This is a genomic window from Salinivibrio sp. VYel1 (assembly GCF_009377945.1).
Lineage (GTDB): Bacteria > Pseudomonadota > Gammaproteobacteria > Enterobacterales > Vibrionaceae > Salinivibrio > Salinivibrio siamensis.
The window spans coordinates 53,665-70,379 of the sequence record NZ_RSAM01000014.1 but is presented as its reverse complement, the minus strand read 5'-3'; the positions used below and the strand labels follow the sequence as shown (position 1 = coordinate 70,379).

Here is a 16,715-nt window from a genome sequence, read left to right as displayed (position 1 = left end):
TTCAGGTTTACAGCACCGTATCTTGCCGCTTACCTTGCGCGTTGATACATTTAGCTCAATTTGTCTGATTTCATAGCTTGCAGGATTAATCGACCATCATGTTTAAGAAACTTCGCGGGATGTTTTCCAACGATCTATCCATTGACTTGGGAACCGCCAATACACTGATTTACGTAAAAGAACAGGGCATTGTTCTGGATGAGCCGTCTGTTGTCGCTATTCGCCAAGACCGTGCAGGCTCTCCCAAGAGTGTGGCTGCTGTGGGTCATGATGCGAAGCAGATGCTGGGTCGAACACCGGGGAACATTGCCGCGATTCGTCCAATGAAAGACGGTGTGATTGCTGATTTCTACGTCACCGAAAAAATGCTGCAGCACTTTATTAAATCGGTGCACGATCACAGCTACATGCGTCCAAGCCCGCGCGTCTTGGTGGCCGTACCTTGTGGCTCAACCCAAGTTGAACGCCGAGCCATCCGTGAGTCGGCATTAGGTGCCGGTGCACGTGAAGTCTATTTGATTGATGAGCCCATGGCAGCGGCGATTGGCGCAGGCTTGCCGGTATCAGAAGCAACTGGTTCGATGGTGATCGATATCGGCGGTGGTACCACAGAAGTGGCGGTCATTTCGCTTAATGGCGTGGTGTATTCATCGTCGGTACGTATTGGTGGTGACCGTTTCGATGAATCGATTATCAACTATGTTCGCCGAAATTATGGCAGCTTGATTGGTGAAGCCACCGCAGAGCGCATCAAGCATGAAATCGGCTCCGCTTACCCAGGCGATGAAGTGCGTGAAATTGAGGTACGTGGTCGTAACCTTGCTGAAGGGGTGCCGCGTAGCTTCACGCTTAATTCCAATGAGATCCTAGAAGCGCTGCAAGAGCCCCTAACTGGGATTGTCTCTGCGGTGATGGTGGCACTAGAGCAATGCCCACCAGAGCTGGCGTCTGATATTTCTGAGCGTGGCATGGTGATCACCGGTGGTGGTGCGCTGCTGCGCGATCTTGACCGTTTGCTTACCGAAGAAACCGGCATTCCAGTCGTCGTTGCCGAAGATCCGCTGACTTGTGTCGCACGTGGCGGAGGTAAAGCGCTAGAAATGATCGATATGCACGGCGGTGATCTTTTTAGCGAAGATTAACGTGACTGCGCCTACAAACAGGTCGTTTTCATTATGAAACCTATGTTTGGCAGAGGACCCTCTCTGCAACTGCGCCTGTTTTTCGCTCTTTTACTATCAGTCAGCCTTATGCTGGCTGATAGTCGTCTTGATGCGTTCGCAGGAGTGCGTTATTTCCTAAACACGCTGGTGGCACCGCTACAGTATGCGTCCAACGTCCCGCGCGACACCTTAGATGAACTGGTGATGCAGTTTCGCTCTCATCAACGTTTAGTTGCAGAGAACCGCGCATTGCGAAAACAGGTGTTACAACTGGAAAGTGACCAGCTTCTTTTAGCGCAGACAGAGCGCGAAAATCAGCGCCTACGCGAGCTACTGGGCTCATCGTTTATTCGTGACGAACGCAAAATGGTGGCTGAAGTCATGGCCGTTGACTCGGACCCTTATAAACATCAAGTCATGCTAGATAAAGGGCGGACCAATGGGGTTTATGAAGGGCAACCGGTAATCAACGAGCACGGGGTGGTTGGCCAAATTGCGTATGTGGGCGCCCACAATAGCCGCGTTCTGCTGCTGACCGATCCCACCCATGCGATCCCGGTTCAGGTCATGCGTAATGATATACGGGTAATTGCCTCTGGGCGCGGGTCGACCCACTACATTGGTTTAGACAATATTCCTAGCAGCACGGATATCAAGGTGGGTGACAAGTTAGTTACCTCGGGACTGGGCGGTGTCTTTCCTGAAGGCTACCCGGTTGGTACGGTGACGGAGTTTTCGTTTGATAATAAGCGCCCATTTGCCCAAGTGCGAGCCACCACAGCAGTGAAGTTTGATCGCCTGCGTTATCTGCTTTTGGTGTGGCCAACACCTGAAAAGGGCGAGAATGCACGCCCGGATCAACCTGTCGCGCAGCCGCCATCAGACACCGCACCATCACCTGATACAGCGCCATCTCCAGATGGTGAGGGAGAATCGCCGTAATGGCAAATGTGACATTTCGCGGCCAGTTTGTAATTTGGCTCTCTTTTATCATAGCGCTGATTTTGCAAGCCGCGCCCTGGCCGGGGGAGCTTGCACCCTTTCGTCCTTCTTGGGTATTGCTGGTGACGTTTTATTGGGTGCTGGCATTGCCCCACAGGGTTAATGTCGGTACCGCGTTAGTACTCGGCCTTTTATGGGATTTGATGTTGGGCTCGACCCTTGGGGTGCGTGGCTTGATGATGGCGATTTTGGTTTACATCGTCGCGCTGAACTTTCAATTGTTACGCAACATGTCGTATTGGCAGCAGGCACTCTTATTGGCATTGCTGACCTTGGCGGGAAAATTGATCGAGTTCTGGGCGGAGTACTTGGTGTCTAACGTACAGTTTAATCCAGAGCAGCTTTGGGCGGGTGTGCTTAACTTTATACTCTGGCCTTGGATCTTCCTATTATTGCGCCGTTTACGCCGTCGCTTTGCCATTCGCTAACGCACTAATCGTAAAGAGGTATCATGAGCTTTGATTTATATCTGGCCTCGGGGTCGCCTCGGCGTCATGAACTGCTCACCGAGATGGGCGTGAATTTCTCCCGTGTCGTGGTCGATGTGGAGGAGCAACAACAGGCCGGTGAGTCGCCTTATGCTTACGTGTCTCGCTTATCGCAAGACAAGGCACGGGCAGGGGTTGTGCAAACCGGTGGCCATACCCCAGTGCTCGGTGCTGATACCATTGTGGTTGACGGTGAACAGGTCCTCGAAAAGCCTCATGATAAAGCGGAGGCGATCCGAATGCTTAAGCAACTGTCAGGGCGCGAACACCAAGTGATGACAGCGGTCACTGTCGCCAATGCCATGAAGCAGATCACCACTGTGGTGACCACCAAGGTGTGGTTTTGTACGCTAAGTGACGAACAGATTGAGGCTTATTGGCAATCGGGCGAGCCAGTCGATAAGGCTGGCGCCTATGCGATTCAAGGGCTGGGCGGTAAATTTGTCACCCGGATTGATGGAAGCTATCACGCCGTGGTTGGTTTGCCACTGTATGAAACCGAGCAGCTGCTCAAACAATTTTCGGTCTGAGCGCACATCTGTCGCTAGACCCCACTTTTGAGAGATTCGGGGAAACCATGAGTGCGGAACTGCTAATAAACGTCACCCCCAGCGAAACCAGGGTGGCGATGATTGAGGGGGGGAACCTCCAAGAGATCCATATCGAGCGAGAAGCCAAACGCGGTATTGTAGGCAATATCTACAAAGGCAAAGTCAGTCGTGTGTTGCCTGGCATGCAGGCAGCCTTTGTCGATATTGGCCTAGAGAAGGCCGCGTTTTTACATGCCTCAGATATTGTTCCCCATACCGAGTGTGTGTCGGAAAATGAGAAGCAACAATTCCAAGTGCGCGATATCTCCGAGCTGGTTCGCCAAGGGCAAGATATTGTGGTGCAAGTGGTCAAAGACCCGCTGGGCACCAAGGGCGCGCGCCTTACCACCGATATTACCTTGCCTTCGCGTTATCTGGTCTTCATGCCAGGTGCGGCCCATGTTGGGGTATCACAACGCATTGAAAGTGAAGACGAGCGTAAACGTCTCAAAAGCATTGTCAGTGATTATTGCGACGAGCTCGGTGGCTTTATTATCCGTACCGCCGCTGAAGGGGCAACAGACAATGAAATGGCGCAAGATGCTGCCTTTTTAAAGCGTTTGTGGAATAAGGTGTTAGAGCGCCGCACGCGTTATCCAGCCAAATCCATGCTGTATGGTGAGCTGGCACTGGCACAGCGCATCGTGCGTGACTTTGTGGGTACCGAGCTGGATTTAATTCGGGTTGACTCCAAGCAAGCCTATGAAAAGCTCCAAGAGTTCACCTCTGAGTTTGTGCCGGAGCTGGCCGACAAGCTGGTGTATTACGACGGTCAGGTGCCGATTTTCGATATGTATGATACCGAAAATGAAATCCAACGCTCGTTGGAGCGCAAAGTCCAGCTCAAGTCTGGCGGCTACCTGATTATCGATCAGACCGAGGCGATGACCACCATTGACATCAATACAGGCGCGTTTGTTGGGCGGCGGAATCTGGATGAGACTATCTTTAATACCAATATTGAGGCCACACGCGCGATTGCTCGCCAATTACGGCTGAGAAACCTCGGTGGGATCATCATTATCGATTTTATCGATATGAGCACGGATGAGCACCGGCGTCGCGTGTTGCACTCTCTCGAGCAAGCGCTCAGCCAAGACAGAGTGAAAACCAACATCAATGGTTTCACTCAGCTAGGGCTGGTGGAAATGACACGCAAACGCACGCGAGAAAGTATTGAACATGTACTGTGTGGTGGCTGTCCAACCTGTGATGGGCGAGGGTCGGTTAAAACCGTGGAAACCGTCTGCTATGAAGTGCTACGTGAAATTACTCGCGTTAACCGCATTTATGAAGCGGATAAATTTGTGGTGTACGCGGCCCCTGCGGTGATTGAGGCATTGGCAGAGGAAGACTCGCACCTTGTGGCGGAGTTAGAAGTGTTTATCGGTAAGCAAGTGAAAGTGAAATCCGAGCCGTTATACACGCAAGAACAGTTTGACGTAGTAATGATGTAATCCATGACCTGGGTGATAAGGGGTATGCGCTGGCTTACGGTCAGCGTGATCAGTGTGATAGTGATAACCGCCCTACTAGTCGGCGGTTTGCGCTTTCTATTGCCCAATATGGAGATCTTGCAAGCGCCGCTCCGGCAGTGGGTATCGGCGCAAACCGGCTTTAGCGCACAACTGGATGGTATTGCGGGCCAGTGGCGCAATCTGACGCCGTCACTGCGACTCGAAAACGTCGCGCTCGCCACCAGCGACAACGGCCCCCCGCTGTTAACCGCTCGCGCAATCAGTTTGCAACTGGATGTCTCTGCCACCCTCATTCGGCGTCAGCCGGTATTCTCCCATGTCACACTCGACGGCTTGGTGTTTGATACCGGTCAGCTACCAGATAAAAATACCCAAGCGGGCGTACGCGAGCGGCTAGAAGACTTATTCCTGGCGCGGTTAGGGCAATTTTCGATCCCCAATGCCAAGGTGATCCTGGTCACTCCTTCGCTGGAAACGCAGACGCTGGTGATCAGTGACTTGTTTTGGCGCAATAACCAAGGTGAGCACCAGGTACAAGCCAGGCTTGGCATGCAAGGCACGCAACTGGAAAAGGTGCGTGTTAATGCTGCCTTCCGCGAAACCGACGGCTTGAGTACGTTAACGGGAGATTTTTATTTGGCCAGTGAGGCGATGGATATTGCCCCTTGGCTGACCCAACAGCTCACGCCATCCGCCACCATCAACACCGCGCGTTTAGATGCAAAAGCCTGGGTCAGGGTGGAGCAGGGGCGTGTCGACAACGGACTGTTGTCGATTGATCATTTCGCGTTAGCGTGGCAAGAGGATGAGCGTCAAGCGAAGCAATGGGCGATAAAAGATAGCCATGTTCAGTTGCAGGCCTTGGATGAACAGACATGGCGCCTCGACACGGATGGACTATGGGTACAAACCGGCACGACCACGCAAGCGGCGATGTCACAGCTTTCTTGGCAGGGGGCATTAGACAACTGGCGTCTCAATGCGGCCGACGTCGATATTGCCTCTTTACGGCCTTTGCTTGGGCTTGCCAGTCAATCGGCGCAACAGCACAGTGTGGCGGCCGCGTTGTCCCCATCAGGTCAGATCCGCTCCTTAGCGTTGAGTAAAGCACCCGACGCCCCGTTACGTTATCAAGCCAAGCTCGAAGCGGTCTCAGCCAAGCGCTGGGGCTACCTGCCGGCGTTCAAAGGCTTGAGCGCGACGATTTCTGGGCAAGGCCGACAAGGCCAAGCTGAGCTAGCGCTGGGGGCACAACCTCTGCCGTACGGGGACTTTTTTCAAGCACCGCTCCCGCTTGAGCACGGCAGTTTAACCCTGAATTGGCAGCAAACGGATCGTGGCCTGAGTGTATGGAGTGATAAGGCCAAGGTGCGCGGGGCAGACGTGCAAGGCTCAGGCGCATTTCGTCTGGATATTCCCTCAAAAGGCGCGCCTTTTTTGGCGTTATACGTGCAGGCTGACGTATCTGATGCTGGACAGACATGGCGCTATCTCCCCACCCGAGCATTGCCAGACTCCTTAACCGATTACCTTTCTCGCGCCATTCAAGCCGGACGAGCCAAAGACAGTGAAATTCTTTGGTTTGGAGCCCTCGACGCTTTCCCTTACTCAGATCACAGCGGTATTTTCCAAGCCATGGTGCCACTTCGCGGCGGGGCATTTAGCTTTAACACTGCTTGGCCGACGTTGACGGAGCTCGACGCCCGTTTACTGTTTGAAAATGCGCGCTTAGCGATTGAAGGTGATCATGTTCGTTTGGGCGACGCCGTCAGTCGCCAAGTGCAGGCTGAGATTGCCGATATGACCCAGCCGGACAGTTACCTCGATATTAACGCGTCATTGGCGGCAACCGGATCGGCTGTCCGTCAATACATGCTGGCGACGCCTTTGGTCGATACGGTGGGAGCGGCCTTGACCCATGTGCAAGTCGATGGGCTTGTCAACGCTGACCTAGGACTCGATATCCCGCTCAATGGTGAGCAACCTCATGCCGAGGGGAGGGTTCGCTTTACCGGCAACCAGGTATCGATTCAGGCACCCGATATGCAACTGGATAACCTGTCCGGCGAGCTGGCTTTTAGTGACGATACCCTGACTACCCGATCGATGCAGGCGCAGTGGTTAGGGCAGCCGATCAGTCTTGGCTTTAGCGGAGAAACGGTGGAGGCCGGGTATCAGCTTGATTTAGATCTCGACGCTGATTGGGATGTAGTGCCATTGCTGGACACGCTTTCGTTGCCACTTGACCCCTATCTGGCGGGCGGTGCACGTTGGCAGGCGGGGCTCGATTTAACCTTAAATGACACCAGTTTTGATTATCGGCTCGGTGTGGATGTTGATACCACGCCGCTGCAGTCGACGTTGCCAGCCCCGCTTAACAAGCCACGCTGGCAAAAAGGGCAGGCGCGTATCGAGGCGACGGGAAACAGTGAAGGCTTGACGGGGCGCGTGGTCCTGCCCAAAGTGAGCTATCACGCACGGATTGATACCCAAGGTCAGCGCCCGCAGTTTACAGCGAGTCAATGGCAGATTGGAGAGCCAGGGACCCGGCTATTGGCAACGCGTGATCATCGTTTTGATCTAAAGCTTGAACAACTCGATCTCGCGGCTTGGAAAAACGTCTGGGAGCAAGCCCGTCAATCTTGGCCGAGCGGAAGCGGACAATACCCTGCTTTACCCATGCCTCAGCGTATTAATGCCAAGGTTGATTCTGTCAGTGCCGACCCTTTAGCGTTTCATGATGTGTCTTTAGCCGCGCGACACAAAGCCGATGGCTGGGATGTGTTAATGGGCAGTCGTGAGCTTAGCGGGCAAGCCATGTGGCCGACACAAGGGCGCTTGAATGTTGAGATTGACCATTGGCATATCAATCGCCAGTTGACCGACGACGAGCAACCGACGGATACCCCCCTTTTTGAACCTGTGGATACACGGGCGACCCCGGAAGATAAAGCCTTGCTTGCCGCCATTCCGCCGACACACTTGGTGATTGAGGATCTGTGGTTACAAGGGTATCGGCTCGGACGCATTGAGGCGGTACTTGATAAGAAAGCCTCTCAGGTCGACCTGTCTTCTCTGACGCTGGAGAGTGGGAAAAACCACGCGTCCATCAGCGGCCATTGGCTAATTGACGAGCAAGGCCACAATCAAACCGCATTGACCCTCGCGTTAGGCGGGGAGAGTACGTCAGATCTCATGGGACGGTTTGGCATCAGTGGTGGGATCCAAGACGCCAGCTTTTCGACTCAAGCCTCGTTAGATTACGCCGGCCTGCCTTGGCAGGTCGATATTGCCAGCCTTAATGGTGACATTCGCTCGGATGTAAAAGACGGCTATTTAAGCGGAGTGGGGGGCGCCGGTAAACTGTTGGGGCTGTTCAGCCTTGATTCTATCTTACGTAAAATCCAGCTCGATTTCTCGGGCGTATTTGAAGATGGTTTGGCCTTTGATGACATTACCGGACGGGCTGTGATCACAAATGGCGTGGTTGTGACGGATAATATCCGCATGGATGGGATTGCCGGTGATATGGTTATTAAAGGGATTGCCAATTTGGTGACCAATCGCGTCAACGCCGATGTTCGGTTTACGCCGGATATTACCTCTGGGATCCCAGTACTGAGCGCGTTTGCGGTCACGCCGCAGACGGCGCTGTATGTGTTAGCGGTCACCACCGCCATTTCACCCGTGGTGGACGTTTTCACCCAAGTCCGTTATCAAGTAAGCGGCCCGATAGGGACGCCCGATATCAGGGAAGTGTCGCGTGATAAAGAGGCACTCGCATTGCCGGCCGACGCGACGGAACGATTGCGCCAACAAGCAGAAAACGCCAAGGAGTGAGCATGATGAAAGCAGGTGTTGTCCAGATGACATCCAGCGCCGATCCCAGCCACAACATGAAGGCATTGCAAGCCAGTTTACATCGCTTGAGTGAACAAGGCGTCAAACTGGTGCTTACCCCAGAAAATGCCCTGGTGTTTGGCAGTAAACAAGATTATCAGCGCCATGCCGAGCGATTGGGTCACGGTCCATTGCAGCAACAGCTTGCCGAATTGGCCCATCATTATGATCTTTGGCTGGTGGTCGGCGCCTTTCCGATTCAAAACGACAACGGCATGTTAAGCAGTACCAGCTTGGTGTTTGATAACGCTGGGCATTTACGCGGCAGCTATGACAAATTGCACTTGTTTGATGTGGAAGTGGCCGATGCCCACGGGCGGTATTGTGAGTCTGACTACTTTGAAGCGGGTGACCGTCTCGCAACACTCGATACCCCCTTTGGCTGCCTTGGATTAAGTATCTGCTACGATGTGCGCTTTGCCCCCATGTATCAAGCGCTGCGTGCCCAAGGTGCCGACATTATCACTGTGCCGGCGGCCTTTACCCGCGTGACCGGTCAAGCACACTGGGAAACCTTGTTGCGGGCGCGAGCGATAGAAACCCAATGTTGGGTGATTGCGGCAGGGCAGTGTGGTGAGCACAGCAAAGGGCGCCAAACTTGGGGGCACTCGATGATCATCGACCCTTGGGGGCAGGTTGTGGCGTCACTGGGGAGTGAGCCAGGCGTTACCTGGGCTGAGCTTGATTTAAGTGTGGGGGAATCCATTCGGCATAAGATGCCCGTACTGTCTCATACCCGGTTGCAAAGCCAACTGAAATAGCGCACCCTCGGCGCGTTATCTTTTTTCTCGGCTGCCAGTTCGGCAGCCACAACCAAGAGTAAACGAATGAGTCTGGAACAGGTCGAAGAAACCTTGCTGCGCCCGGCGGGCGTGAGTGAGTCGCAACTGCATGCGACACTGGCGCACCTGAGCGGTCGCCAGATTGACTACGGTGATATTTTCTTCCAATCCACCTGGCATGAATCCCTCGCCTTGGAAGACAGCATCATCAAAGACGGTTCATTTAATATCGACCGTGGGGTCGGTGTCAGAGCGATCAGCGGTGAAAAAACCGGGTTTGCCTACTCGGATCAGCTCACCCCGGACGCCTTGATGCAAAGTGCCACCGCAGCACGCGGTATTGCCCCGACAGGGGGACAAGGCAAAGTGCGTGCTTTTTCAGCCGTACAAGCCAAACCTTATTATGGCCCGACGGATCCGCTTGCAAGTTTAACGCGCGAGCAAAAAATCGCCCTACTTAAAGAAATAGACAGCTATATCCGTGCCAAAGAGCCTCGAGTGAAAGAGGTAAATGCCAGCTTGAATGGCCTGTATGAGCAAGTGCTGGTGGCGGCTACTGATGGTACTTATGGCGCCGATATTCGCCCGTTGGTTCGCTTATCTGTCTCTGTGTTGGTTGAACAAGATGGACGCCGTGAACGCGGCAGTGCGGGAGGCGGTGGCCGTTATGGCTATGACGTATTCCTGCAAGAGCAAGCAGGTAAGTCACGCGCGCTGCAATTTGCCGATGAAGCGATTCGTTTAGCCCTGGTCAACCTGCGCGCCGGCGCGGCACCGGCAGGCACCATGCCCGTGGTATTGGGTGCGGGGTGGCCGGGCGTACTTTTACATGAAGCTGTTGGTCACGGCCTTGAAGGGGACTTTAACCGAAAAGAGTCATCGGTATTTACCGGTAGCCTTGGCGAGCAGGTGACCTCTTCGCTGTGCACCATAGTCGATGATGGCACCATGAATGATCGCCGCGGCTCACTGAGCATCGATGATGAAGGGGTCCCGGGCCAGTACAATGTGTTAATCGAAAACGGTGTGCTCAAAGGCTATATGCAAGATAAGCACAATGCCAGTCTCATGGGCGTTGCGCCCACTGGCAATGGCCGACGAGAGTCTTATGCGCACCTGCCTATGCCGCGGATGACCAATACCTACATGCTGGGTGGCGAGAGCTCGCCAGCGTCGATGATTGCCAGTGTGGAGCGTGGCTTATATGCGCCAAACTTTGGTGGCGGTCAGGTCGATATTACCTCGGGTAAGTTTGTGTTCTCCACCTCAGAGGCTTACCTGATTGAAAATGGTGAAATTACCACCCCAGTGAAAGGGGCGACCTTAATTGGCAGCGGTATCGAAGCGATGCAGCAAGTCTCAATGGTGGGGAATGATTTGGCCATTGACCCAGGTGTGGGGGTATGTGGTAAAGCCGGACAAAGCGTCCCTGTGGGGGTTGGACAGCCGACCTTGAAACTGGATGCGATGACGGTTGGAGGCACTGAGTCCTAAGTCTGCACGCCAGTGCGGGGCACTGGCGTGGCAGTTTACAGGCTTTGGTCGTAAAAGCTTTTGAGATACTGGAAAATTTCGCGATACGCCTTCGGCGGTTTGTTTTGTTGCTGCTCTTTTTTCGCCTGACGAGCCAGTTGACGTAATCGTTGACGATCGGCATCAGGATACTGCAAAAGCACATCGCTAATTGCACTGTCGCCTTGGTCAATGATGCGGTCACGGAGCTGCTCAAGCTTGTGAAGCTCGACCGTTTGCTGAGCATGCTTGTTTTGCAACTTATCAAGCGCAGCCTGAATCGGTTCAGGGTCGCGAGAGCGCATAAGCTTGCCAACATATTGCAGTTGGCGACGGCGTGCTTCGTTTTTCAAGCGTTGTGCGTCGGTAATCGCGCTGAGCAAGTCATCGTCGAGCGGGAATTTTTCTAACACGGCTGGTTTGAGTTTGACCAGTGCTTCGCCAAGTTCTTGCAAGGCAAGCATATCGCGTTTCATCTCGGACTTGCTGACCCAGATGATCTCTTCCTCTTCCTCCCAGGGAGCGGGTTTATTTTTACGGCCCATGTTCAACCTCAGTGAGAATGTGCAATGACACGTATGTTAACAAGAAATGCGCCCAAACGCGGGCTTTTTTATCATAGGCGCGTGGCGCTGAGTGTGTCGAACTTGAATGCGAATCAAAAAGGTCAACTATGAGTGTGAAACAACAAGTCGCCGAGCAAGAGCAGCAACTTCGTCAAGCTGTCAGCCGTGCGCTCGACATGGCATCGGCCAAAAGTGACCAGGCGGAAGTGGCGATTACCAAAAGTACCGGCATCAGCGTCAGCTCGCGGATGGGCGAAGTCGAAAACGTGGAGTTCAATCAAGACGGTGCCCTTGGGATCACCGTATATTGTGAGCAGCGCAAAGGCAGCGCATCCACGACTGATTTGTCAGAAAAAGCGATTGCGAAAACCGTTGAAGCGGCGCTTGAGATTGCAAGCTATACTTCGCCTGACCCCTTTGGCGGCCCTGCGCCTAAAGCGTTAATGGCGTTTGACTATCCTGATCTCGATTTGTTCTATCCCGATGAGCCCGAGCCTGATACCGCCGCCGCCTTGGCGATTGAAGCCGAGCAAGCGGCGCTCAATCACGACAGCCGCATCAAATTCAGTGATGGTGCCAGCTATGACAGTCATTATGGTGTGCGAGTGTATGGCAACAGCCATGGCATGCTGGGCAGCTATCCCTCGAGCCGCCAAGCGTTAAGCTGCTCAGTGATTGCGGAAAGTGATGCAGGGATGGAGCGTGACATGAGCTACACCGTGGCGCGTGACAAAGCGGACTTATGGACACCGACCTTTGTGGGAGTCGAAGCGGCCAAACACGCCGTGGCGCGCTTAAATCCACGCAGTGTCTCCACATGCCAAGTGCCGGTGATGTTCGATCGCAGTGTGGCGACCGGGCTGTTTGGCCATTTGGTGATGGCCATCAGCGGTTCCGCACTTTACCGCAAGTCCTCTTTCTTGCTCGATAAGAAAGGCGAGCAGATCTTCCCAGATTGGCTCACCATCAATGAGCTGCCTCATGTACGAAAAGGCTCCGCCAGTGCGCCTTTTGATAGCGAAGGGATGATCACGCAAGACAGGCGTATCATTGAAAAGGGTGTACTAAACACGTATCTCGCCACCAGTTATGCCGCGCGTAAGCTGGGCATGGAACCAACCGGGCATGCAGGCGGTATTCACAACTGGTACGTTAGCCACACTGGCCAAGATGCCGATGCCATGCTAAAAACCTTAGGCACGGGATTATTGGTGACTGAGTTGATGGGACAAGGGGTGAACCCAGTGACTGGGGATTACTCACGGGGCGCGGCAGGCTTTTGGGTGGAAAACGGTGAGATCCAATACCCGGTGAGTGGGATCACCATTGCCGGTAATCTCAACGAGATGTTCGCTAACATTGTCGCGATTGGCACCGATATCGAAACGCGCAGCCAAATTCAAACTGGCTCAGTGATCATTGATGCAATGAAAGTCGCGGGGGAATAACGCTTAGGTCGCTAATCCCCCTCAGTGTGAGATCACCAAGCACGTATATCGTGCTTGGTGTTTTTTTATCCGGCGATAAACGCCAGCAATAGCACACCCAATACCAAGCGATAGATCACGAAGGGTAACATGCCCACCCGTGTCACCAGCTTTAAAAAGGCGTGAATACACGCATAAGCACTGACAAACGATACCAACAAGCCAACCCCAATCGCGTCCATCGCCACCGGCTCTGGGCTGGTCGCAAGCTGTAGGCCTAGATAGGAGCCGGCGAGTGTGATGATAGGAATTGACATCAAAAATGAAAAACGTGCCGCGGCTTCGCGTGTATAACCGAGCATTAAGGCTGCGGTAATGGTCGCCCCCGAGCGCGAGGTGCCAGGAATGAGGGCAAGGGCTTGCGCAACGCCTATCAGTACCGCGCGGTAGGGCGTGGTTTGATATTCATCGCATGTTTGGGTCGCTTTGCGATCCGCCCACCACAATAAACCACCAAAAATCAGTGTGGTTGCCGCGATCACCCAGGCTGCTCGCAGGTAAAGCTCGATCACGTCTTTTAAGAACAAACCGGCCACACACGCCGGGATCGTGGCTAAGACGATCATCCATGCCAATTGACTATCCGAGCTGTGCTCCCCTTTGAGTGAGGCAAAAAAGGCCTTAAGCAGACGCCACACTTCACGGCGAAAATACCCCACCACTGCGGCCAGTGTGCCGACGTGTACGGCAACATCAAAGGCGAGCCCCTGATCGGCCCAGCCAAAAAGCTGTGAAGGCAGAATAAGGTGTGCGGAGCTGGAAATAGGAAGAAACTCGGTTAACCCTTGAATCAAGGCCAGAAAAAAGGCTTCAAAGAGGCTCATGGTGCTTAAATATCCTTCAAATACGGCGGCGTCTCAATCGGCCAGAGTGGTTGGTCTTGGTCAAAGGTCTGCCAAAGCTGGGCGAAGGTACGGCCATCGCCAGGAATAGCTTGGTCAGGGCAGAGCTCGGCGAGCGGGCGGAGCGTGAAGGCAAATTTATAGATATCGTCTCGAGGCAGCATGGGCCCTTTTGCCTGGCAATGTTCGCCAAACGTGAGTAAGTCGATGTCTATGGTGCGATCGCGGCATTTAAGATCGTTGCGCTCGCGGCCTTGTTGCGATTCAACGTCACGAACGGCTTGCCAAAAGTCGTGCAACGGAAGCGAGGTGTGAAGCTCGGCAATCAGGTTGTAAAAATGAGGGCCTTCAAACCCGACTGGTTCGGCTTCAAAAATGCGGGAAAAGCGGCAGTGTGGGTCAAGCTGGCGCAAGGCTTTAACGGCCTGTTCGATGTGATGATCGCGCTCAATGTTAGAGCCAATACTAAGTAATGCTTGTGTCACCGTGTGCCTCGCTCTATGACTACACCCACGTTACGAGCCTGCGCGACTGCGCCTGGCTTGGCTACCCGCACTTTAATCCAGCGGACGCCAAACTGGGTTTGGATTAAGTGAGCGACCTCTTCCGCGACACGTTCGATCAACGCACAGCGGCTGACTTGTACATGGGCGATGACCGCCTCACTGATACTGGCATAATCAAGCGCCAGTGCCACGTCATCCTGTTGGGCGGCGGGTTGATTATCGTGCGCCATTTCAATATCCAACACCAACTTTTGCTGGATGGTTTGTTCCCAATCGTAGACACCGATAGTGGTGTACACGTCGAGTTGCTCTATGAATACGGAATCCATGTTTTTTCACACTCCGTGACAGGTCGGATACCACTGTGGTAAGAAAGTTCGTATTATTGGATGTGTTCATTGACAGATGGATACGCAATGCGTTCCGATCCATGATAGGTTTATCGATGAACGTCGGCGCACTATAGCAACGAATGCGGCACAAACTCTAGGGATTTCACATGACTGCATTGGCCATTGCCATCATCATCGCTGCCTACTTACTTGGCTCTGTGTCCAGTGCCGTGTTGGTCTGTCGAGCGTTTGGCCTGCCAGACCCAAGAGATCAAGGGTCGAAAAACCCAGGTGCGACTAACGTTTATCGCCTTGGTGGGCGCTTTGCCGCGGCATGGGTGCTGCTGTGTGACATGCTAAAAGGGATGATCCCCGTTTGGCTAAGCTACCTGATTGGCATTAACCCATTCCTGCTGGGCCTGATTGCGATTGCTGCCTGTCTTGGACATATTTATCCGGTCTTTTTCCATTTCCGTGGCGGCAAAGGGGTGGCGACCGCACTGGGCGCGATGGCGCCGATTGGTTTGAGTCTAACCGGCTTGCTGGTGGCGACCTGGGGGCTGGTGCTTGTGTTGACGGGCTACTCCTCACTGAGTGCGATTGTAACAGCGATCGTCGCCCCCCTATTTACCTGGTGGATTAAGCCGCAATTTACCATGCCCGTCGCCATGCTTTCGTGTTTGATTTTGTTTCGTCACTACGACAATATCCGGCGCTTGTTGGATGGTGACGAAAAACCCGTGCTTCTTGGTTGGTGGCGACGTTAGCGACAGGTAAGAGGCAGGTTATACGCTGGTGCGTTAGTAGCAAAAAGGCAGCGTAAGGCTGCCTTTTGTCTATCTGGTTTGACCAATGTTAGGCGTCGGTGTCGACCGCGGCAAGCGTGTCGAGTGGCCAACGTGGCTGCGCTTTCACACCCAGCCCCATATGCTCGCCGTTTTTAAGCCGCTGCATGCCCGCATAGGCGATCATCGCGCCATTATCGGTACAAAACTCAGGGCGAGGATAGAACACGTCGCCACCCCGTTTTTGCGTCAGCGCTTCGAGCTTTTCCCGCAAATGACGGTTGGCACTCACGCCGCCCGCGACCACTAAGCGATTTAGTCCGCACTGGTCTAGCGCACGCTTACACTTGATAGCCAGGGTATCGACCACGGCATCCTGAAACGCATAGGCAATATCAGCACGGGTTTGCGCATCCGTCTCATTGGCGGCAATGGTATTGGCGGCAAAGGTTTTTAACCCTGAGAAGCTAAAGTCTAAACCGGGACGGTCGGTCATCGGGCGTGGAAAGGTAAAACGGCCGTGGGTGCCGTTTTCTGCCAGTTTCGACAGCAAGGGCCCTCCTGGATAGTCAAGGCCCATCAGCTTGGCGGTTTTGTCAAACGCCTCACCGGCGGCGTCGTCAATTGACTCACCAAGAATGCGATACTGACCAATCCCTTTCACTTCGACCAATTGTGTGTGTCCGCCAGAGACCAACAAGGCGATAAACGGAAACGGCGGCGGGTTGTCTTCTAGCATCGGGGCGAGAAGGTGACCTTCCATATGGTGAACGCCTACCGCGGGGACTTGCCAGGCATAGGCGAGGCTTCGGCCAATGGTGGAGCCAACCAGTAAGGCACCGACCAATCCTGGACCGGCGGTATAGGCAATACCGTCAATCTGGGCGGGGGTGAGGTTGGCTTCTGCCATGGCCGCTTTAATCAGTGGCAAGGTTTTTTTAACATGATCGCGCGAGGCCAGCTCGGGTACCACGCCGCCATAATCGGCATGCAGTTTTACCTGACTGTAAAGTTGGTGTGACAAGAGACCTGCGTGATCGTCGTAGATCGCAATGCCGGTTTCGTCACAAGATGTCTCTATGCCTAAAATGCGCATCATAACCTCAGGTTAACAGCCGATAGATTGTGTATTTAAGATCAATGCCCACATGATATAATGTGACAATCGAAGTGGAGAAGAGAGGGTCAGAACAGACTGACCGTGCGCGCAATCTTACATGGCTTAGAAGTAATTCGCCAGATGTGCTTTACATTCACCCCCTCTTCGGATTAGAATTTCGCA

15 protein-coding genes are annotated in these 16,715 nt (G+C 53.6%); 10 read left to right on the top strand and 5 right to left on the bottom strand.

What is annotated here, in order from left to right:
• The first annotated feature begins 98 nt into the window (after positions 1-98).
• The 8 genes from EHW58_RS13255 to tldD all read left to right on the top strand — a co-directional run bounded on the left by EHW58_RS13255 (position 99) and on the right by tldD (position 10,897).
• On the top strand, positions 99-1,142 hold the full coding sequence (locus tag EHW58_RS13255; RefSeq protein WP_046073887.1) for a rod shape-determining protein: 1,044 nt from the start codon (positions 99-101) through the stop codon (positions 1,140-1,142).
• A 33-nt stretch (positions 1,143-1,175) separates the two neighbouring features.
• A complete protein-coding gene (mreC, locus tag EHW58_RS13250; RefSeq protein WP_077606033.1) occupies positions 1,176-2,105 on the top strand; it encodes a rod shape-determining protein MreC in 930 nt (309 codons plus the stop codon).
• Entirely contained in the window at positions 2,105-2,593 is a 489-nt protein-coding gene (mreD, locus tag EHW58_RS13245) for a rod shape-determining protein MreD (protein ID WP_046073888.1), read from the top strand. Before mreC ends, mreD begins: the two co-directional genes overlap by 1 nt.
• A gap of 23 nt (positions 2,594-2,616) precedes the next feature.
• Complete coding sequence (locus EHW58_RS13240; protein WP_046073889.1) at positions 2,617-3,183, top strand: nucleoside triphosphate pyrophosphatase; 567 nt, start codon at positions 2,617-2,619, stop codon at positions 3,181-3,183.
• A 47-nt stretch (positions 3,184-3,230) separates the two neighbouring features.
• Positions 3,231-4,700: a ribonuclease G gene (gene rng / locus EHW58_RS13235; RefSeq protein WP_046073890.1), complete on the top strand. Its 1,470-nt coding sequence runs from the start codon at positions 3,231-3,233 to the stop codon at positions 4,698-4,700.
• 24 nt (positions 4,701-4,724) lie between these two features.
• The gene (locus EHW58_RS13230; RefSeq protein ID WP_172970057.1) at positions 4,725-8,561 is read left to right on the top strand and encodes a YhdP family protein; all 3,837 of its coding nucleotides are present in this window, start codon (positions 4,725-4,727) and stop codon (positions 8,559-8,561) included.
• A gap of 2 nt (positions 8,562-8,563) precedes the next feature.
• A complete protein-coding gene (locus tag EHW58_RS13225; protein WP_046073892.1) occupies positions 8,564-9,382 on the top strand; it encodes a carbon-nitrogen hydrolase family protein in 819 nt (272 codons plus the stop codon).
• A 66-nt stretch (positions 9,383-9,448) separates the two neighbouring features.
• Complete coding sequence (tldD, locus tag EHW58_RS13220; protein WP_152796946.1) at positions 9,449-10,897, top strand: metalloprotease TldD; 1,449 nt, start codon at positions 9,449-9,451, stop codon at positions 10,895-10,897.
• A 35-nt stretch (positions 10,898-10,932) separates the two neighbouring features.
• Here tldD and yjgA read toward each other — a convergent pair whose 3' ends face one another.
• Complete coding sequence (yjgA, locus tag EHW58_RS13215; protein ID WP_046073894.1) at positions 10,933-11,460, bottom strand: ribosome biogenesis factor YjgA; 528 nt, start codon at positions 11,458-11,460, stop codon at positions 10,933-10,935.
• Between the two features lie 128 nt (positions 11,461-11,588).
• Between yjgA and pmbA the strand changes: the two genes are divergently transcribed.
• Positions 11,589-12,929 carry a metalloprotease PmbA gene (pmbA, locus tag EHW58_RS13210; protein ID WP_152796944.1) on the top strand — a complete coding sequence of 447 codons (1,341 nt, stop codon included), beginning with the start codon at positions 11,589-11,591 and terminating at the stop codon, positions 12,927-12,929.
• Positions 12,930-12,994: 65 nt separating this feature from the next.
• On the opposite strand, the gene EHW58_RS13205 is transcribed toward pmbA, so the two are convergent.
• Genes EHW58_RS13205 through folB form a run of 3 tightly spaced genes read right to left on the bottom strand, consistent with a single transcriptional unit; the run spans position 12,995 to position 14,645 of the window.
• On the bottom strand, positions 12,995-13,792 hold the full coding sequence (locus EHW58_RS13205; RefSeq protein WP_077578657.1) for an undecaprenyl-diphosphate phosphatase: 798 nt from the start codon (positions 13,790-13,792) through the stop codon (positions 12,995-12,997).
• Between the two features lie 5 nt (positions 13,793-13,797).
• Positions 13,798-14,295: a 2-amino-4-hydroxy-6-hydroxymethyldihydropteridine diphosphokinase gene (gene folK, locus EHW58_RS13200; protein WP_172970056.1), complete on the bottom strand. Its 498-nt coding sequence runs from the start codon at positions 14,293-14,295 to the stop codon at positions 13,798-13,800.
• Positions 14,292-14,645, bottom strand: a complete 354-nt coding sequence (folB, locus tag EHW58_RS13195; protein WP_152796942.1) for a dihydroneopterin aldolase — start codon at positions 14,643-14,645, stop codon at positions 14,292-14,294. Before folB ends, folK begins: the two co-directional genes overlap by 4 nt.
• Positions 14,646-14,815: 170 nt before the next feature.
• On the opposite strand from folB, the gene plsY reads away from it, so the two are divergent.
• On the top strand, positions 14,816-15,415 hold the full coding sequence (plsY, locus tag EHW58_RS13190) for a glycerol-3-phosphate 1-O-acyltransferase PlsY (RefSeq protein WP_046073899.1): 600 nt from the start codon (positions 14,816-14,818) through the stop codon (positions 15,413-15,415).
• Positions 15,416-15,503: 88 nt separating this feature from the next.
• Here the strand turns inward: plsY and tsaD are convergent, their stop codons facing one another.
• A complete protein-coding gene (gene tsaD, locus EHW58_RS13185; RefSeq protein ID WP_152796977.1) occupies positions 15,504-16,529 on the bottom strand; it encodes a tRNA (adenosine(37)-N6)-threonylcarbamoyltransferase complex transferase subunit TsaD in 1,026 nt (341 codons plus the stop codon).
• Between the last annotated feature and the right edge of the window lie 186 nt (positions 16,530-16,715).